This window comes from Rhizobium sp. Root1212 (assembly GCF_001424985.1).
Lineage (GTDB): Bacteria > Pseudomonadota > Alphaproteobacteria > Rhizobiales > Rhizobiaceae > Pararhizobium.
In genome coordinates this window covers 84759-103256 of sequence record NZ_LMDA01000006.1, presented here as the reverse complement: position 1 = coordinate 103256, position 18498 = coordinate 84759, and the positions used below count along the sequence as shown (strand labels likewise).

The following is an 18498-nucleotide window of genomic DNA, read 5'->3' as shown; positions in this document are numbered from 1 at the left end:
CCGCTTGACGAGAACCGAGACCACAAGCTGACAGTCTGCTGATGGCCCCGTACCGGCAATTCCGGAGAGCAAGTCGTTGCTCGAACTGAAAAATTTATGCAATATGAGCTAGTGAGGCACGGGTCAGTGGCTCGAGTCCTTTCAAGACCTCCAGCTCGAGCGAATGCCCCGCCACGCCTCGGCGTAAGAGACATCCACGATGCACTTCTCGACCACTTCAATTCGCCGATCACGAGACGCAGAATCAGGGGCGCGTAGCTTTAGATGGGTCAGAGCTTGCGACGTCTTGAACGCGAAACGCGGTGTCTGATCAAGCACCGAGCGTCTCATTTGTTGCGGCTGAAAACCCCATGAAAATGTCCAAGTGGGGACGTGATTCTGTTGCCAACTCCTTTTCCCGCTCTATCTCAGCAAACAGCATTGGTAGGATTTGTGTATGGAAAAGACGGCTCTGACGGGCATTGACGGACTTGACGACGTGCTTTGCGGCGGATTTACCCGGCGGCATGTATTTCTTCTCGAAGGCTCTCCTGGGACGGGCAAGACGACGATCGCCCTGCAGTTCCTGAAGCAGGGCGCCGACCAGGGCGAGAGATGTCTTTACATCACGCTGTCCGAAACCGAGGAAGAGTTGAGGGAGACCGCTGCGTCCCATAATATGCAGCTCCCGGATGGCATCGAGATTTTCGAACTGGTGCCGCCGGAAAGTCTCCTCGATGCGGATCAACAACAGAGCTTGCTCTACTCTTCAGACCTTGAGCTCGGTGAAGCTACCAAGCTTATCTTCGAAGCGTTCGAAAGGCTGCGACCGTCTCGTGTTGTGCTGGATAGCCTGTCGGAAATCAGGCTGCTCGCGCAAAGCTCTCTGCGCTATCGCCGGCAAATTCTGGCCTTGAAACACTATTTTTCGAAGACAGGCGCGACCGTTCTCCTGCTGGATGACATGACGTCGGAGAGCATGGACAAGACCGTGCACAGTGTCGTTCATGGCGTCGTTCATCTGGAACAACTCGCCCCGGATTATGGGTCGGAGCGGCGGCGCTTGCGTATTATCAAATATCGTGGACGGGCTTTCCGAGGCGGCTATCACGATTTCACGATCAAGACCGGGGGCGTTGCCGTTTTCCCGCGGCTGCGCGCGATCGAGCACCGTTCGAACTTCGAGCGGGAGGCCGTTGGAAGCGGAATCACCCGACTTGACGAATTGCTTGGCGGGGGTATTGAGCGTGGTTCCAGCACGCTCTTGATCGGCCCTGCCGGTACGGGGAAAAGTCTTTTTGCCCTGCAGTTCGTAAACGCTGCGGTCGAACGCGGGGAAAAAGCCGCGATCTTCATATTCGACGAGGAGTTAGGGCTGCTGTTTGCACGCACCAAGGCGCTCGGTCTGGATATCGAACGGCTCAGGGATGACGGGGCAGTTCACATCGAGCAGTTGGACGCCGCGGAATTATCACCTGGGGAGTTCGCGCAGCGGGTGCGCGACCGCGTGGCGGGTTTTGACGCAAAGACCGTGGTTATCGACAGCATCAACGGCTACCAGGCATCAATGCCGGAGGAAAACGCTCTCATCCTTCACATGCACGAGTTGCTCCAGTACCTGAATCGTCAGGGTACGAACACGTTCCTCACCGTTGCGCAACATGGCCTCGTGGGTGACATGAAGTCACCAGTCGACGTCACCTATCTCGCCGACACGGTCATTTTATTGCGCTACTTCGAGTCGCTTGGAAAGGTGAAACGTGCAGTTTCGGTGATCAAGAAACGAACTGGCATGCACGAGGACACGATCCGCGAGTTGCGGATCAGTCACGAAGGATTGACGCTCGGTGAGCCCCTCGCCGGTTTCCAGGGTATTTTGCGCGGTGTGCCAACCTTTGTCGGCGACGGGCAAGCTAAATCCGGAATTCTAGACAACGGTGGCGATCATTCCTAATAGAAGCGCTGCCGCCCTGATCCATGCGCCCATTGGGCGAGATGCGCACATTGCGTCAACCTTGCTTGCGGAGGCTGGGATCCCCTCGAAGATTGCGGCTGACCTATCGGCCTTTGTCGCGGGGTTGGACGAGGATGTAGCATTCGCAGTTATCACAGAAGAGGCATTGCGTTACGCCGACCTCCGGCAGTTGTCCGCCTGGATAGCCGATCAGCCTAGCTGGGCGGACCTGCCGTTCATTGTTCTTACCCATCGCGGCGGAGGTCCTGAGCGTAATCCTGCTGCCGCCAGGCTGGTGGAAGCGCTGGGCAATGTCAGCTTTGTCGAGCGACCGTTTCATGTCACGACGTTTGTGAGCGTTGCACGGTCGGCGCTTCGGGGAAGACGAAGGCAGTATGAGGCGCGCATTCGCATGGAAGCCCTCGATGAGGGCGAGCGCCGCCTTCAAACCGCTCTGGAAGCCGGGCGCCTTGGCGCATGGGAACTCGATCTGGCAACCTGGGTGCTGACGGCATCGCAGACTTGCAAGGCGATTTTCGGGTTCGATGGCGACGATGAGTTTACCTATGATGACCTGCTGTCGAGCATCCATCCGCAAGACATCGACCGTATGCAGCACGCCGTCAAAGCGACAATTGAGACAGGCGTCGACTATGCCATCGAGTACCGGATTTTTTGGCGAGACCGAACTATTCATTGGGCCGAAACCAGGGCGCAGCTCTACCGTGACCGGAGCGGAAAAGCTCTGAAGATGGTTGGTGTTTCATCCGACATTACCGACAGAATCCGATCCGAGGAACACCAACGGCTGCTGAATGAAATTCTCGAGGAAAAGGTCGCTGAGCGCACCGAGGAACTGCACAAGGCTCATACGGTCGTTATGGCGGAAGTGGCGCAACGCGAGCGCGCCGAAGAGCAGCTTCGGCAGGCGCAAAAGATGGAGGCGATCGGACAACTGACCGGTGGCGTTGCCCATGACTTCAACAATCTGCTGATGGCCGTCCTCGGCAATCTCGAGCTTTTGCGCAAACACCTGGAAACGGATACGAAAGCCGTCCGCTTGATCGAAAGCGCACTGCAGGGAGCAAGACGCGGCGCGTCGCTGACACAGCGGCTGCTAGCGTTCGCCCGTCGTCAGGATCTCAACGTAGGACCGGTCGATCTCGGCAATCTGATCCGCGAGATGACGGACCTTATGAAGCGCTCCGTTAGTTCCGGCATCGTGATCGATACGTCGTTCCCCGATCAGCCCATCCTTGTGCTGGCTGACGCGAACCAGTTGGAACTTGCTTTGCTGAACCTTGTCGTCAATGCGCGTGACGCCATGCCGGGTGGCGGGACTATTCGGATATCGCTAAGGCAGGCGAAGCAGACGAATGATCAGGATGATCTCGCCCCCGGGGGTTACGGCGTCTTGTCTGTTGTCGACGAAGGTCACGGGATGGACGAAGACACTTTGCAGAAAGCGATCGAGCCGTTTTTCTCGACCAAGGAGCTTGGTAAGGGAACGGGACTGGGCCTGTCCATGATCCACGGATTGGCTCTTCAGTTGAAAGGTACCTTGAAGCTAAAAAGTACCCTTGGTAGAGGAACGACAGCGGAACTCTGGATTCCCGTGTCGCATGAGGTTCAGGTTGCCCAGATCGTTGCCTCGGAACCGGTTATAAGCGACCTTTCAGGCCCTAAACGCATTCTGCTGGTGGATGACGACTTCCTGATTGCGATGAGTTCCGTGGATATGCTGGTCGATCTTGGGCACGATGTCGTTGAGGCAAGTTCAGGCGCGGCGGCGCTCGAAATCCTCAAGAGTGGAAGCCCTTTCGATCTTCTGATAACCGACTACTCGATGCCAGGCATGACGGGTGGCGAATTGGCCAAGGCCGCCCGCAGGCTTATCCCCGGCCTTCCGATTTTGATCGCCTCCGGCTATGCGGAACTACCATCCGGGTCCGATCCGAGTTTCGCGCGCCTCGGGAAGCCTTACACGCAGCAGCAGCTTTCGCTGGAGATTTCCAAGGCGTTTTCGAACCAGAAATGAAGTATGAATGGTCACGGTGCCTAGGACTTAACAGGGCCGCGGCGCCGCAGGATGGGGGGTCGTCGCAGCTCTTGGCAGCCCGTCAGGAGACATATCAAAAACCCGTGGCGGATGAACTGAAGATGTGTTTCGGCCCTTAAGTGGAGGACTTAGTCAAGCCTGTTTGTCCGTGCCGGGGTCATGGTCCTTTTCGAGGTCATGGCCTCATGATGAGCTTTGGTCGGATGCCTCAACGTGTGGAGCGCTGTGCGATCAAATGTGTTTAGGCATGAAACTTTGACCCCGTTCGACTCGGGGCTAACGGACGGCAGTTATTCAGGATTTTGGAATGCTGCCCGGGTCAACTTCCGCGCCTATGATAGGGTCAAATCCTCTGCCGAAACACAAATCTAGGTCTCGCGCAGCACATTGGCAGCCTTCACAGCTGCGGAGGCACGGTTCTCGACGCCCAGCTTCACGTAAATCTGTTCGAGATGTTTCGTGACGGTGCGGGCGCTGAGGCCGAGGATTTCGCCGATGTCGCGGCTCGATTTGCCCTTGGCGATCCACAGCAGCACCTCGGATTCGCGTTGGGTGAGCGAGAAATGCTGGCGCAGCATTTCGTCGTCGGATGTACGGCTTTCGGCGGTTAGGCGGAAGAGATATTCATCCGCGCCGATCGCGCCGAGGAAGGAAAGCTGAAGGCTCGCCTGACCGGCCTGGTGAATGGCGAAGGTGTTCTCGCGCGCAATGTTGCGTGTCTTCATCCAGTCGCGGATACGGGCGGATACGGCGTCGAGCCCCTCGTCGCTGCCTGTTGCGGCGTTGACAAGACGGGTCGCCTGCGGAGTCGACCAGCTGATTTCTCCCTCGCCGCTGACGGCAAGAAGATGCCGGCCCGCCGCATCCAGCGCCACGCGGGCGCTCTGGGCGGAGCGGGCGTTGGTGAGGTGCACGCGGATGCGGGCACGCAACTCGTCGATATTGATCGGCTTGGTGAGATAGTCGACGCCGCCGGCTTCCAGCGCGCGCACGACCTGCTCGGTTTCGGTCAAGCCCGTCATGAAGACGACCGGCACGGGGCTGATCGCCGGTTTGGCCTTGAGCTTCAGGCAGGTCTCGAAACCATCGAGGCCGGGCATGACGGCGTCGAGCAAGATGATATCGGGCGTGATGCGATCGACGACGTTGAGCGCCGAGGTGCCTGACGTCGCAATCAGCACGGAAAAGCCGGTTTGCTCGAGCGCTTCGGTAAGGAAACCGAGAGCCTCCGGGGAATCGTCGACGATGAGCACAATGTCGCGCGGGCTGGCTGTTTCAGTCACGGGCGGCGCCTTCCGGTCGGTGTATGGTTTTCAGAAAAGCGTCATAGCCGGCGAGGTCGAAGACCTGCACATAGGCGCGCACCGCTTCGGTAAAGGGCTGGTGTTCGGGTCTGCGTGCGATCTCGGCAAGCTTTGCCTCGATGCCCCTGATATAGCCGATCTCGCCGAGGCGGATCAGTTCCTGCAGATGATCCTCGGTGGGGAGGACAATGCTGGTTGGCACCGGGTCGCCCGTCTTTGCCGGATCGTGATAGATCCATTCGAGGCCCATCTGTAGGGCAAGCTTGTCGGTGAGCTGGCGCAGGTCGAAGGGCTTTGCCAGTGTGCCGTTGTGGCCGGCATGCGCCGACGCCGCCGAGCCATCGCCGATATTGGCCGAGAGCATGATGATCGGGCCGGGCTGACCGAGCGCGCGCAACTGCGCGACCAGCTCCCAGCCGTTCATGCCGGGCATGGAAATATCGACGAGAAACAGGTCCGGCTTCAGGTCCTCGACCAACGCCAGGCAATCCGCGCCGCTGCGTGCCGTCACCACGCTGAAATCGAGAGAACGCAGCACCTCTTCCATGAGATTGCGGTGGTCGGCATTGTCATCGACGACAAGTACGGTGCGGCGTTGGCCCGCGTAGCCCTTGATGCGCCGGACGGCATCCTTCGGGGTGACGGGGCGGTCGACGGCGGACAGCATGAGGCGCACGCGGAATTCCGTGCCCTTGCTGCGTTCGCTTTTCACCAGGATTTCGCCACCGAGTGTCTGGGTGAGCAGGCGGGTGATGGTCAGGCCGAGACCAAGGCCGGGCATGCGGCCGTGTTCGGCATCACCACGCTGGAAGGGTTCGAAGATGCGGGGCAGGTCCTTTTCCAGGATACCGCGGCCGCTGTCGGCAACCGTGAAGGTCGCGACCTGGCTGCGATAGGCGACGTTGAGGCGGATGCTGCCCTGATCGGTGAATTTCAGCGCGTTGGAAATAAGGTTCACGAGGATCTGGCGCAGGCGCTTTTCATCGGTGCGCACATAGTGCGGCAGGCCCGCCGGGCGTGTGTGTTCGAAGTTGACGCCCTTGGCCTGCGCCTGCGGGCGGAACATTTCGACGATCTGGTCGAGGAAATCGTGAATATGAATCTCGTCCGAATAGACCTGCAGCTTGCCGGCTTCGATCTTGGAAATGTCGAGCAGGCCATCGATGAGGCCCGAGAGATGGTCGGCGCTGCGCTTGATGACGCGGATGGCGTTTTGCCGCTGCGGCGGAATGCTCTCGTCGCGCTCCAGCACCTGCGCGTAGCCGAGGACGGCATTGAGCGGCGTGCGCAGTTCGTGGCTAAGGCCGACAACATAGCGGCTCTTGGCTCGGTTGGCGGCCTCGGCCGTTTCCTTCGCCTGCTGGAGGGCGGCGTCGGTCTTCTTGTGGGCGGCGATCTCCTTGAGAAGCAGGGTGGTCTGGCGGGAGGATTCCTCTTCGGCGACCACCCGGCTGTCATGCGCCAGCACGTAAAACCAGCAGACGACGCCCGCCACCACCGCGAAGACGAAGAAGACGACGGCAATGGTGCGCTCCACCACCGATGCCGTCTCCGGCGAGTGGGTACCGACCTGATGGGCGATCATAGCGAGGATGATGCCGATGCCGGTAATAGAGAGCACGGTCGCGATGCCGTAGCGGCCGAGGCGGGTGGCAAGCGCCGATGTTACCGCCTCCGGCAGGATGGTCCTGACGACGCCGGCGACCTGCACGTTGAAGCGCGCCTTCGGCTTGCAGAGGTCGTGGCAGCGGCTGTCGAGCGAACAGCAGAGCGAGCAGATCGGTGCGGCATAGGCCGGGCACCAGGCCATGTCTTCGGGCTCGAACGGATGCTGGCAGATCGAGCAGGTGATGGCGTGTTGTTGCGCCCAGCTCTTTCGGGGTTTGCGGGCAAGGTAGAATTTGCCGCCGGTTGCCCAGGCGATGAGCGGCGAGGCCATGAAGGCGACGATGGCGGCGATATAGGCGGCAAGCGAAGCCGGGATTTCGCCGAAGGCGCCGAAATGGGCCGTCAGCGCGACGGCGGTGGAGAGCGTCATTGCGCCGAGGCCGACCGGATTGACGTCGTAGAGATGGGCGCGCTTGAACTCGATGCCCGGCGGCGAAAGGCCGAGCGGCTTGTTGATGAAGAGATCGGCCGAGATGGTGCAGAGCCAAGCCATGGCGACGATGGAGAAAACGCCGAGGGTTTCCTCCAGCAGCCGGTAGATGCCAAGCTCCATGAGGAGGAGCGCGATCGCCACGTTGAAGACGAGCCAAACGACGCGGCCCGGATGGCTGTGCGTCAGGCGGGAAAAGAAATTCGACCAGGCGAGCGAACCGGCATACGCGTTCATTACGTTAATCTTGAGCTGCGAGATCACCACGAAGGCGACCATCAGCAGAAGGGCCGCCATGTCCCCCGGCAGCATGTAGCCAAAGGCGGTGTAGTACATCTGCGCGGGGTCCGCCGCACGCGTCGAGGGCACGCCGGATGACAGCGCCAGCACGACGAGAAACGATCCGGCGATCAGTTTCGGCGCGCCGACGATGACCCAGCCGGAGCCGGCGAGGAACACGGCGATACGGTGATGCAGCTTGCGCTGCCCGTCTGGCGGCAGGAAGCGCAGGAAATCCACCTGCTCGCCGATCTGCGCCGTCAGCGCGAAGATGACAGCTGAGGCCGCGCCGAACTCCACGAGGGTAAAGGGGGCATAGGTGCCCGGCGGACCGGAGGGGTGATGCAGGCCGGAATAGGCGAGCCATGCGCCGACCTTTTCCCAGTCCGCAAAGGCGATGAACACAAAAGGCAGGATGTTGAGCACGATCCAGAACGGCTGGGTGATAAGCTGGAAGCGCGAGATGAGTTGCACGCCATGGGTGACGAGCGGGATCACCATCATCGATGAGAGGATGTAGCCGATCCAGAGAGGCACGCCGAGCGCCAGCTCCAATGCGCCGGACATGATCGAAGCTTCGATGGCAAAGAGGATGAAGGTAAAGCTGGCATAGATCAGTGAGGTCAGCGTCGAGCCGATATAGCCGAAGCTTGCGCCACGGGTGAGCAGGTCGATATCGACGCCGTGGCGGATGGCGTAGCGGCTGATCGGCAGGCCGACAATGAGGATCATCAGGCTGGCGACGATGATCGCGACGATAGCGTTCGTCGTGCCGTAGGACATGGTGATCGCGCCGCCGATGGCCTCCAGCGCGAGGAAAGAGATGGCACCGATGGCGGTCTGCGAAATGCGATCGGAGGAAAACCGCCGGGCACTCTTGGCGGTGAAACGCAGCGCATAGTCTTCCAGCGTCTGGTTGGCTACCCAGCGATTGTATTCCCGACGGATCGGTATGATGCGCTGGCGTGCGGCCATGTCTGCTATTCCAATGGGCCTGTTTACCGGCCACCTGGCGTTTTCGTAGCACAGATGCAACGCCGCTGAAATTGGTGCGGTGCCGCAAAAACTTCCGGCTTATCCCTCCCGACTACGTAGAATGACGTATGTGCAGCGCAGCATGAGCGGTCGATAGTCACCTCCAGCAACGGAAAAAAACCAATCCGCCCCGTTGCGGTCAAAAGAACAGAGGGGTTCAGACCATGTCCACCAAGGCGCGCGCCACCGGCGCATTGCTTGCAGCCATCCTTTCGACGACGGCCTTCAATGGTGCGTTTGCGGCCGACGACACCATCAAGGTCGGTATTCTGCATTCGCTTTCCGGCACCATGGCGATCTCGGAAACGACGCTCAAGGACGCCATGCTGATGCTCATCGAAGAGCAGAACAAGAAGGGCGGCCTGCTGGGCAAGAAGCTTGAGGCGGTCGTCGTCGATCCGGCCTCCGACTGGCCGCTCTTTGCCGAGAAGGCGCGTGAACTGATCTCCGTCGATCAGGTTTCGGCCGTCTTCGGTTGCTGGACCTCGGTGTCGCGCAAGTCGGTGCTGCCGGTCTTCGAAGAGCTGAATTCAATCCTCTTTTACCCCGTCCAGTACGAGGGCGAGGAAAGCCAGCGCAACGTCTTCTATACGGGTGCTGCGCCGAACCAGCAGGCGATCCCGGCCGTTGACTATCTGATGGAGAACGAGGGCGTCGAACGCTGGGTTCTCGCTGGTACGGACTATGTCTATCCGCGCACGACCAACAAGATCCTCGAAGCCTATCTCAAGTCCAAAGGCGTGAAGCCCGAGGACATCATGATCAACTACACGCCGTTCGGTCATTCCGACTGGCAGACGATCGTCTCCGACATCAAGAAATTCGGCTCTGCCGGCAAGAAGACCGCCGTCGTCTCGACTATCAACGGCGATGCCAACGTGCCCTTCTACAAGGAACTCGGCAACCAGGGCGTCAAGGCCGAGGATATTCCGGTCGTCGCCTTCTCGGTGGGCGAGGAAGAACTTGCCGGCCTTGATACCGGGCCGCTCGTTGGGCATCTCGCCGCCTGGAACTACTTCGAGTCCGTCGACAATCCGGCCAATGCCGAATTCATCAAGACGTGGAAGGCCTTCACCAAGAACGACAAGCGCGTGACCAACGACCCGATGGAAGCCAGCTACATCGGCTTTAATATGTGGCTGAAGGCCGTCGAAAAGGCCGGCACCACCGATACGGATGCCGTGCTCGACGCGATGATCGGCGTTTCCGTGCCGAACCTGTCGGGCGGCTACTCCACCATGATGCCGAACCACCATATCACCAAGCCGGTGCTGATCGGCGAGATTCAGGCCGACGGCCAGTTCGAGACCGTGTGGCAGACGCCCGGCCTCGTGGTTGGTGACGAGTGGTCCGACTATCTGCCGGATTCCAAGGACCTGATCGCCGATTGGCGCAAGCCGCTGGAATGCGGCAACTTCAACGTCGCCACCGGCAAGTGCGGCGGCAAGGGTTCCTGATCGCTTCAGATCGTCTGCCGCCTCTCTCCTTCGTGGCAGTTCGACATGGCATCCCGGCGTGGGTCGCCGGGATGCACCCACTTTTCAGCCGATTGTCCGAGGACGTGAGATGCACGCGCGGCTCATCCATCGTTTCCTGCAATGCCTGTTCGCCACCGTCTGTCTGATGGTGACGCTGCTTGCGACCGATCTGCGGGCCGCCGACGATCTGCGCGTCATGGTCGACGCGCTCGGCGGCGGCAATTTCCAGGAAAACCAGAAGCAGGTCGAGGCGCTGGCCAGAACCGGCGATCCGAAGGTCGTACCGGCGCTCGAAGCGCTCGCGGAAGGCGATCTCTATCAGCGCAAAATTGATGGCATCGTCTTCATCGTCAGGCCGGCCGGTTCAAGTTTCAAGCTGATCGATGCGCTGACGGGAGAAGAGGCCGGCGAAGAGGCCAAGGCCGCGCTCGAAAAGATCAAAGTCAACAACGGCCTGCGCCGCACCATCCGCGCGGCGCTCGGCGGCCTGACACTGATGAGCCCGGACGTCGCCGTGCGGCTGCAGGCCGCCGGCACGATCCTTCGCACGCCCTCGGCGGATGCGTTGGAAGGGCTCGATGCGGCGCTTGCCGCTGAGACCGACAACGCCGTGAAGGTCGTGCTCGGACAGGCCCGCGCGGCCTCCATCCTCGTCTCCGACCGTCCGGCGGACGAGAAGAGGGCGGCCGTCGCCACCGTCGTCGAAACCGGCGGACGCGACTCGCTCTCGCTGCTCTCGGCAGCACTCGCCTCCGCCGATGAAAGCCTGCGTCCCGATATCGAGGCCGGCATAAAGAAGATCGACGACCAGCTTGCAATCTGGGCAGCCGGCCAGAACATCTGGTACGGCCTGTCGCTCGGCTCGGTGCTTCTGCTGGCGGCCATCGGCCTTGCCATTACCTTCGGCGTGATGGGCATCATCAACATGGCGCATGGCGAGATGGTCATGCTCGGAGCCTACACGACCTTTGTCGTGCAGCAGGTCATCCGCACCTCCTTTCCAGGCCTCTTTGACTGGTCGCTGGCCATCGCGCTGCCGCTTGCCTTTCTCGTCACCGGCGCGGTCGGGCTCGTCATGGAGCGCGCCATCATCCGCTTCCTCTATGGCCGGCCGCTCGAAACCCTACTCGCCACCTGGGGCGTTTCGCTGATCCTACAGCAGGCGGTGCGTTCGATCTTCGGTCCCACCAACCAGGAGGTCGGCAACCCGTCGTGGATGTCCGGCGCCTTCGAACTCGGCGGCATGACGATCACCTGGAACCGCCTGTGGATCATCGTCTTTGCCCTTGCCGTCTTTGTCTTCCTCCTTTTCCTGCTTAAGAAGACGGCGATGGGCCTGCAGATGCGCGCCGTCACCCAGAACCGGCGCATGGCCTCCTCCATGGGTATCAGGACGCCATGGGTCGATGCGCTCACCTTCGCGCTCGGCTCCGGTATTGCGGGTATCGCCGGTGTCGCGCTCAGCCAAATCGACAATGTCTCGCCCAATCTCGGCCAGGGCTACATCATCGATAGCTTCATGGTGGTGGTCTTCGGCGGCGTCGGCAATCTCTGGGGCACGCTCGTCGGTGCCTTCACGCTTGGTATTCTCAATAAATTCCTCGAGCCCTATGCCGGCGCGGTGCTCGGAAAAATCCTCGTGCTCGTGCTGATCATCCTCTTCATCCAGAAGCGGCCGCGCGGGCTCTTCGCACTCAAGGGCAGGGCGGTGGAAGCATGATCACCTCGTTTCTCGCAAAAGCCCTCGGGCGCAACATCGTCATTGCGGCCGCGATCCTGCTGGCGCTCGCCGCCCTCGTGCCCGCGCTGAACCTGCTGACCGCGCCGGACCATGCCCTGCATGTGCCGACCTACGTCGTCTCGCTGTTCGGCAAGTATCTCACCTATGCGCTGCTTGCGCTGGCGCTCGACCTGGTCTGGGGCTTCTGTGGCATTCTTTCGCTCGGTCATGCCGCCTTCTTCGCACTCGGCGGCTATGCCATGGGCATGTACCTGATGCGCCAGATCGGCGCGCGAGGCTCCTATGGCAATCCACTGCTCCCCGATTTCATGGTCTTCCTCAACTGGAAGGAACTGCCCTGGTTCTGGCATGGCTTCGACAAGTTCTGGTTCGCGGCGCTGATGGCCGTCCTCGTGCCCGGTCTGCTTGCTTTCGTCTTCGGCTGGTTCGCCTTCCGCTCGCGCGTCAACGGCGTCTATCTGTCGATCATCACCCAGGCGATGACCTTCGCGCTGCTGCTTGCCTTCTTCCGCAATGACATGGGCTTCGGCGGCAACAACGGCCTCACCGACTTCAAGGATATCCTCGGCTTCAACATCCAGTCGAACGGCACGCGCTCGGCCCTCTTCGCCGCCTCGGCAATTGCATTGGCGCTCTCGCTGGTCATCACCTCCGGTATCGTTCGCTCGAAATACGGAAAGATCCTCATCGGCGTGCGCGATGCAGAGAGCCGCACGCGCTTCCTCGGCTACCGCGTCGAGCACATGAAGCTCTTCGCCTTTGTGGTGTCCGCCATGATGGCGGGCGTTGCCGGCGCGCTCTATGTACCGCAGGTCGGCATCATCAATCCCGGTGAATTCGAACCGGCTAATTCCATCGAGGTCGTCATTTGGACGGCGGTCGGCGGACGCGGCACGCTGATAGGTCCCATCGTCGGCGCCATCGTCGTCAATGGTGGGAAGAGCATCTTCACCGCCGCCTTCCCGGAATTCTGGCTCTTCGCACTCGGTGGCCTGTTCGTGCTCGTCACGCTGTTTCTGCCCAAAGGCATCGTCGGCACGGCCCGTCAGTTCGTCGAGCGGCGCAAGGAATACCGAAAGGCGCGAGAAGCCGAGGCCGCCGCCTTCGCGGCAGAGCCTCAGGCGGCGGAGTAACCGGCATGAACACGTTTGTCAGCAATGCAAAGCCCACCAGCATCCTTTACCTCGATGGCGTCTCTGTTTCGTTCGATGGTTTCAAGGCGTTGAATTCGCTCTCCTTCGTCATCGAGCCGGGTGAACTGCGCGCGATCATCGGCCCGAACGGTGCCGGCAAGACAACGATGATGGATATCATTACCGGCAAGACACGACCCGATGCCGGAGAAGTCTTCTTCAAGGGTACGATAGACCTGACACAGAAGGACGAAACCGAAATCGCCCAGCTTGGTATCGGCCGCAAATTCCAGAAGCCGACAGTCTTCGAAAGCCACACCGTCTGGGACAATCTGGAACTGGCGTTAAACCGTAACCGCGGCGTCTTCTCCACGCTGTTCTATCGCCTGACGGCGGAGGACAAGACACGCATTGAGGATATTCTCTCAACGGTACGTCTTGTGGGCCGCAAGGACGATTACGCGGCCCATCTCAGCCACGGCCAGAAGCAATGGCTGGAGATCGGTATGCTGCTGGCGCAGGAGCCGGAACTGTTGCTGGTCGACGAACCCGTGGCCGGCATGACCGATGCTGAAACGGCGGAAACCGCGACCCTTCTGAAGGAGATCGCCAAGACCCGTTCCGTGGTGGTGGTCGAACACGACATGGGTTTCATCCGCGATCTCGGCGTGAAGGTGACCTGCCTTGCCGAAGGTTCCGTTCTGGCGGAGGGGTCGATCGATTTCGTCAGCGCCCACCAGAAGGTCATCGAAAACTATCTGGGGAGATGAGGCGATGCTGACCGTCGAGGAAGCCAACCTTCACTATGGCGCCGCACAGGCGCTGCGCGGCGTTTCACTGACCGCGGAGATGGGCAAGATCACCTGCGTCCTCGGCCGCAACGGCGTCGGCAAATCCAGTCTCCTACGCGCCATCACCGGCCAGCATCCGCTCTCCGGAGGTTCGGTCAGGTTCAACGACGTCAAGCTCGACGGCATGGCGCCCTATGGCCGCGCTAAGCAGGGCATCGGCTATGTGCCGCAGGGCCGTGAAATCTTCCCGCTGCTGACCGTGAAGGAAAATCTCGAATCCGGCTACGCCCCGCTGAAGCGCGCTGAGCGCTTCATTCCGGACGAGATCTTCAGCATTTTCCCCGTGTTGCACACGATGCTCAGCCGGCGTGGCGGCGACCTCTCGGGCGGCCAGCAGCAGCAGCTCGCTATCGGCCGGGCGCTGATAACGCGACCGAAGATCCTCGTGTTAGACGAGCCGACGGAAGGCATTCAGCCATCGATTATCAAGGATATTGGCCGGGCGATCCGCTACTTGCGTGACTCTACCGGTATGGCCATCCTGCTTGTTGAGCAATATCTTGATTTCTGCCGCGAGCTTGCAGACCACGTCTACATCATGGATCGGGGGGTGATCGTGCACGAAGGGGCGGTGGAAACACTCGATCACCACGAGGCGCGTAAGCACCTGACGGTATGAGAATGTCCGCAGCAAAGACCGAGCACCTTCAAAAATGGACTTTGCCGGGTTTGCGACCGGAGCGATGTACGAACATGGCGTGCTGCTGGCGGAAGCGGCCGGATCGGGGACTTTGCCCCATGGATTCCGGTGCGCATGTCGAGGATTGTCTGCAATGCCTCCTGATCGTAGCCGGTCAGCCAGCGGATGATCTGATCGCTCTCCGCTTTCGTGCGCCCCTTCTTCTCGGCCTTTGCGAGGTAGTGCGGATAAACGCTCGCAAAGCTGGTCGTATATATCCGGTGCTTTGCCATGGCTCTCCTCCGTTCTAAAGCTACATCACCGTCTGATAAGCCGCCTTTACAGCGCTTCGTTGACAAGGCCTGGAACGGTCCCGGGATCATCGCGATAGCGACTCGGCGATGGTTGGTGAAGCGTCGCTGTGATTGTCATAGACCCTACTTCTCGCGAGTTGGGATCTCCCGCAAAGCCGGGCGGTTCAGTCAGTTCGCGCTGAGCATGGGCGCCGGTTCGTATCTGCTCAAGGGCTTAGCAGTCACCCTTCCCCTTAGATCAGAACGATGGGCCTTCGACTAGCGCGGGCTTGGGACGGGTGTCGTTCCTGCAAGCTGCTGCCCATCGCGATAATTTTAGAAGGTCAAGCCTCCTTGACGCGGGCAATCGCTGTGACTTTGGTCATGCGGGGCGGTTCTCCCGGTCTCCCGAATTGATCGAGCTAGACCCGATTTGCTTCCTGAAACTGCGCAAGCAGAGTTTCGTGGTATTCCCAGAAGCCGGCGATGAAGCGTTCTGCCAGTTGATTGCCCGTGCCGTCGCTGCGGCGGATTGCGAGGAAGCCGGCATCGACGAATTCAGAGAATGGCCGAACCACGACCCCTCGATTCTGGAAGTCGCTTGCCGAGGATGGGTCGATGATGGTGATCCCGACACCCTCTGAAACCAGCGTCAGGGCTGTATGGGAAAGCCTCGTTTCGATGGTCGATGCCCTGGGAATGCCGGCCAGCGCGACCTCGACGCGCATGGCAAACAGCGTGCCCGGCTCCAGTGTAATCATGTGTTCGCCTTCGAGATCGGCCGGTCCGACCGTCGCATAGGTGGCAAGCCGGTGGCTCTCGGGCATTGCGACTACCGCCGCAACCGGTCGGGATTCCGTCAGGAAGCCGGGTCGGTCGAGCGGACCGTCGGCAAAGCCGAGATCGGCCTGGCCGGAGCCGACGGCCTCGATGACCATGGTCGAGGGAATGCCGCTCAGGGAAACATGGATGTTCGGACGATCCTTGAGGAAGCGGGCGAGATAGCGCGGCACGATGCCGTTGGCGAGCGCCGGCATCACGGCGATGCGCAGCATGCCGGCATTCTGTCGGCCGATCTCCTCGGCAAAGGCCCTGATCCTGTTTAGCCCGACATAGGCGCGCTCTACCTCTCTCATGAGTGTCGTTGCCTCGGGTGTCGGGGTGAGTTGGTTGCCGCGTCGCTCGAACAGTTTCAGCTTCAGGTCCAGTTCGAAATCGCGGATCAGCCGGCTTACCGCCGGCTGGGTGATCGCCATCAACTCCGCCGCGGCGGTCATTTTGCCGGTCAGCATGACCAGCCGGAAGGCTTCGACCTGTCGCAGGTTCATCGATGTCACCATAATATTTGATTATTCTCTAGCCTGAATTTCGAATTTGACGGTATGGAGGCGCCCCTGTCAAAGTCAAGCCCATAAACGTGCCGGTCATCGCTGCCGGCATAAGCGACGGGTGGGAGCGTTGAGCGCTTATTTCGATTTGATGGGTTTTGCCGGGACGGGCTGGGGCTTCGATATGCTCCGGGCCACGGCCGTCACCTTGGCCGTGGCGCTTGCCGGATTCGGCGTCGGGGCGATCTTCGGCATGCTTTCGGCCGCCGCATCGCTGTCGCCAGTTTCGACGCTGCGGCATCTGGCTGACGGCTATACGACGACGCTGCGCGGCATTCCCGATCTGCTGGTCATCTACCTGTTCTATTTCGGCGGTAGCACCGTCATTACCCAACTCGGCCATCTGTTCGGTGCGGAAGGCTTCGTCAGCGCGCCGGTGTTTCTGACGGGGGCGCTGGCGATCGGTGTCGTTTCCGGCGCCTATCAGGCGGAAGTGTTTCGCGGTGCCGTGCTGGCGCTGTCGCGCGGCGAGATCGAGGCGGCGAAGGCCTATGGTATGGGGCCGTTCCTGCGCTTTCGGCGTATTATCCTGCCACAGGCGGCGCGGTTTGCCATACCGGGGCTTGGCAATGTCTGGCAGCTGGTGTTGAAGGAATCGGCTTTGATTTCGGTCGTTGGGCTGGTCGAGCTGATGCGGCAGGCGCAGATCGGTGCCGGTTCTACCCGCAAGCCATTCACCTTCTTCCTGACGGCCGGCCTGCTTTACCTGCTGATCAGTCTCGTTTCCGGAGCCGCCTTTCGGGTAGCCGAAGCGCGCGCCATGCGCGGCATTCGGAGGGCATCATGAACATTTTCGACGTGTCTTTCTTCGCCGAAAATTTCGTGGCGCTCTGTCGCGGCATTCCGCTGACGCTGCAACTGACGCTGCTGTCGGTTACCTCCGGCGCGGTCTTTGCCATTGTGCTGGCGAGTTTTCGCCTCTCGGGCAACCAGGTGCTCGACGGTTTGGCGAGGGGCTATATTTTCGTCTTCCGCGGCACGCCGCTGCTGGTACAGCTCTACATCATCTATTACGGGCTCAGCCAGTTTCCCGAGCTGCGCAAGAGCTTCGCCTGGCCGTTTCTGCGCGAGGCCTATTGGTGCGCCTCGCTGGCGCTCTGTCTCAACACCGCTGCCTATAGCGCCGAGATCATTCGCGGCGGCGTGATTGCCGTGCCGCTCGGCCAGATCGAGGCGGCCAAGGCCTATGGCATGGGCGGTCTGACGCTTCTGCGCCGGATCATCGCGCCGCAGGCCTTCCGCCTGATGCTGCCGGCCTATTCGAACGAACTGATCCTCGTGGTGAAATCGACGGCGCTTGCCTCGACCATCACCATGATGGAGGTCACCGGCATCGCCGCCAAGCTGATTTCGGCCACCTACCGGCCGGTCGAGATCTTCATCGCAGCCGGTGCGATCTATCTGCTTCTCAACTTTTCCATAACGCGATTGCTCCGGCTTCTCGAATACCGGCTTTCCCGCGACCGGCGCCCGCATCAGGCCGCCACCGGAGAACATGCATGACAATTCAGACCTGCATTCCGGCGGTGGAGATCGCACGCCTGGAAAAAAGCTACGGCTCGCTCAAGGTGCTTCACGATATTTCGCTGAAGGCGGAGCAGGGGGAGGTCATCTCCATTCTCGGCGCCTCAGGCTCCGGCAAATCGACGCTGCTGCGCTGCGTCAACATGCTGGAAGTGCCGAATGCGGGCTCGGTGTCGATCTTCGGCGAAGAATACAAGCTGGAGCAGCGAGTGGACCAGGCGGCCCGCGTCACCGACCGGCACCAGTTGCAAAGGCTGCGCTCGCAGGCAACGATGGTGTTTCAAAGCTTCAATCTCTGGTCTCACCTGACGATCCTCGAAAATCTCATCGAGGCCCCGGTCCATGTCCAGCACCGCAACCGCAAGGTCTGCATCGCCGAGGCCGAGGCACTGTTGGAACGCGTCGGCATTGCCGACAAGCGCAATGCCTATCCGTCGCATCTTTCCGGCGGGCAGCAGCAGCGGGCGGCGATTGCCCGCGCGCTCGCCATGCACCCCAGGATCATGCTGTTCGACGAGCCGACCTCGGCGCTCGATCCCGAGCTGGTCGCCGAAGTGCTGAAGGTCATGAAAGACCTCGCCGCCGAAGGCCGCACCATGCTCGTCGTGACCCATGAAATGAGCTTTGCCCGCAATGTCTCCAGCCGCGTCGTCTTTCTGCACAAGGGCTACATCGAAGAAGACGGCACGCCGGCGGAGGTCTTTTCCCATCCTCGCAGTGAACGATTCCGGCAGTTCATTTCGAAGCACGCCCATTGAGACCG

At 60.6% G+C, this 18498-nt stretch carries 13 protein-coding genes and 1 pseudogene; 10 read left to right on the top strand and 4 right to left on the bottom strand.

Annotation, left to right across the window (positions count from 1 at the left end):
* Positions 1 to 436: 436 nt before the first annotated feature.
* On the top strand, positions 437 to 1933 hold the full coding sequence (locus tag ASC86_RS09845; protein WP_056319875.1) for an ATPase domain-containing protein: 1497 nt from the start codon (positions 437 to 439) through the stop codon (positions 1931 to 1933).
* Positions 1917 to 3971, top strand: a complete 2055-nt coding sequence (locus tag ASC86_RS09840) for a hybrid sensor histidine kinase/response regulator (protein ID WP_056319872.1) — start codon at positions 1917 to 1919, stop codon at positions 3969 to 3971. The genes ASC86_RS09845 and ASC86_RS09840 overlap by 17 nt, the downstream gene beginning before the upstream one ends.
* Positions 3972 to 4360: 389 nt before the next feature.
* On the opposite strand, the gene ASC86_RS09835 is transcribed toward ASC86_RS09840, so the two are convergent.
* Together ASC86_RS09835 and ASC86_RS09830 are read right to left on the bottom strand one after the other, a co-directional pair.
* Positions 4361 to 5275 (bottom strand): DNA-binding response regulator, encoded by a 915-nt coding sequence (locus tag ASC86_RS09835; RefSeq protein ID WP_056319870.1) that lies wholly within the window; start codon positions 5273 to 5275, stop codon positions 4361 to 4363.
* Positions 5268 to 8648 (bottom strand): ATP-binding protein, encoded by a 3381-nt coding sequence (locus ASC86_RS09830; protein WP_056319867.1) that lies wholly within the window; start codon positions 8646 to 8648, stop codon positions 5268 to 5270. The genes ASC86_RS09835 and ASC86_RS09830 overlap by 8 nt, the downstream gene beginning before the upstream one ends.
* 224 nt (positions 8649 to 8872) lie before the next feature.
* Here ASC86_RS09830 and urtA point away from each other — a divergent pair, with 224 nt between their 5' ends.
* The 5 genes from urtA (at position 8873) to urtE (ending at position 14530) form a co-directional block, all read left to right on the top strand.
* Positions 8873 to 10165, top strand: a complete 1293-nt coding sequence (gene urtA / locus ASC86_RS09825) for an urea ABC transporter substrate-binding protein (RefSeq protein WP_056319864.1) — start codon at positions 8873 to 8875, stop codon at positions 10163 to 10165.
* A gap of 166 nt (positions 10166 to 10331) precedes the next feature.
* Positions 10332 to 11906, top strand: a complete 1575-nt coding sequence (urtB, locus tag ASC86_RS09820; RefSeq protein WP_244477576.1) for an urea ABC transporter permease subunit UrtB — start codon at positions 10332 to 10334, stop codon at positions 11904 to 11906.
* Complete coding sequence (gene urtC, locus ASC86_RS09815) at positions 11903 to 13060, top strand: urea ABC transporter permease subunit UrtC (protein ID WP_056319859.1); 1158 nt, start codon at positions 11903 to 11905, stop codon at positions 13058 to 13060. Before urtB ends, urtC begins: the two co-directional genes overlap by 4 nt.
* 5 nt (positions 13061 to 13065) lie before the next feature.
* A complete protein-coding gene (urtD, locus tag ASC86_RS09810; protein ID WP_056319855.1) occupies positions 13066 to 13830 on the top strand; it encodes an urea ABC transporter ATP-binding protein UrtD in 765 nt (254 codons plus the stop codon).
* Positions 13831 to 13834: 4 nt separating this feature from the next.
* Complete coding sequence (gene urtE, locus ASC86_RS09805; protein WP_056319853.1) at positions 13835 to 14530, top strand: urea ABC transporter ATP-binding subunit UrtE; 696 nt, start codon at positions 13835 to 13837, stop codon at positions 14528 to 14530.
* 128 nt (positions 14531 to 14658) lie between these two features.
* On the opposite strand, the pseudogene ASC86_RS25680 reads toward urtE, so the two are convergent.
* Positions 14659 to 14823, bottom strand: a pseudogene (locus ASC86_RS25680) (DUF2200 family protein); the annotation flags it as partial.
* Between the two features lie 422 nt (positions 14824 to 15245).
* Positions 15246 to 16151, bottom strand: a complete 906-nt coding sequence (locus tag ASC86_RS09800) for a LysR substrate-binding domain-containing protein (RefSeq protein ID WP_056319895.1) — start codon at positions 16149 to 16151, stop codon at positions 15246 to 15248.
* Between the two features lie 151 nt (positions 16152 to 16302).
* Between ASC86_RS09800 and ASC86_RS09795 the strand changes: the two genes are divergently transcribed.
* The 3 genes from ASC86_RS09795 to ASC86_RS09785 are packed head-to-tail and all read left to right on the top strand — an operon-like array spanning position 16303 to position 18493.
* Positions 16303 to 16998: an ABC transporter permease subunit gene (locus ASC86_RS09795; protein WP_056319849.1), complete on the top strand. Its 696-nt coding sequence runs from the start codon at positions 16303 to 16305 to the stop codon at positions 16996 to 16998.
* Positions 16995 to 17714 (top strand): ABC transporter permease, encoded by a 720-nt coding sequence (locus ASC86_RS09790; RefSeq protein WP_056319845.1) that lies wholly within the window; start codon positions 16995 to 16997, stop codon positions 17712 to 17714. The genes ASC86_RS09795 and ASC86_RS09790 overlap by 4 nt, the downstream gene beginning before the upstream one ends.
* The gene (locus tag ASC86_RS09785; RefSeq protein ID WP_056319844.1) at positions 17711 to 18493 is read left to right on the top strand and encodes an ATP-binding cassette domain-containing protein; all 783 of its coding nucleotides are present in this window, start codon (positions 17711 to 17713) and stop codon (positions 18491 to 18493) included. Before ASC86_RS09790 ends, ASC86_RS09785 begins: the two co-directional genes overlap by 4 nt.
* Positions 18494 to 18498: the final 5 nt, after the last annotated feature.

Coding starts and splice junctions, on each gene's coding strand:
- urtB (WP_244477576.1), top strand. CDS start 10,332: ATGGTGACGCTGCTTGCGACCGATCTGCGGGCCGCCGACGATCTGCGC.
- ASC86_RS09830 (WP_056319867.1), bottom strand. CDS start 8,648: ATGGCCGCACGCCAGCGCATCATACCGATCCGTCGGGAATACAATCGC.
- urtE (WP_056319853.1), top strand. CDS start 13,835: ATGCTGACCGTCGAGGAAGCCAACCTTCACTATGGCGCCGCACAGGCG.
- ASC86_RS09800 (WP_056319895.1), bottom strand. CDS start 16,151: ATGAACCTGCGACAGGTCGAAGCCTTCCGGCTGGTCATGCTGACCGGC.
- urtD (WP_056319855.1), top strand. CDS start 13,066: ATGAACACGTTTGTCAGCAATGCAAAGCCCACCAGCATCCTTTACCTC.
- urtC (WP_056319859.1), top strand. CDS start 11,903: ATGATCACCTCGTTTCTCGCAAAAGCCCTCGGGCGCAACATCGTCATT.
- ASC86_RS09795 (WP_056319849.1), top strand. CDS start 16,303: ATGGGTTTTGCCGGGACGGGCTGGGGCTTCGATATGCTCCGGGCCACG.
- urtA (WP_056319864.1), top strand. CDS start 8,873: ATGTCCACCAAGGCGCGCGCCACCGGCGCATTGCTTGCAGCCATCCTT.
- ASC86_RS09785 (WP_056319844.1), top strand. CDS start 17,711: ATGACAATTCAGACCTGCATTCCGGCGGTGGAGATCGCACGCCTGGAA.
- ASC86_RS09845 (WP_056319875.1), top strand. CDS start 437: ATGGAAAAGACGGCTCTGACGGGCATTGACGGACTTGACGACGTGCTT.
- ASC86_RS09790 (WP_056319845.1), top strand. CDS start 16,995: ATGAACATTTTCGACGTGTCTTTCTTCGCCGAAAATTTCGTGGCGCTC.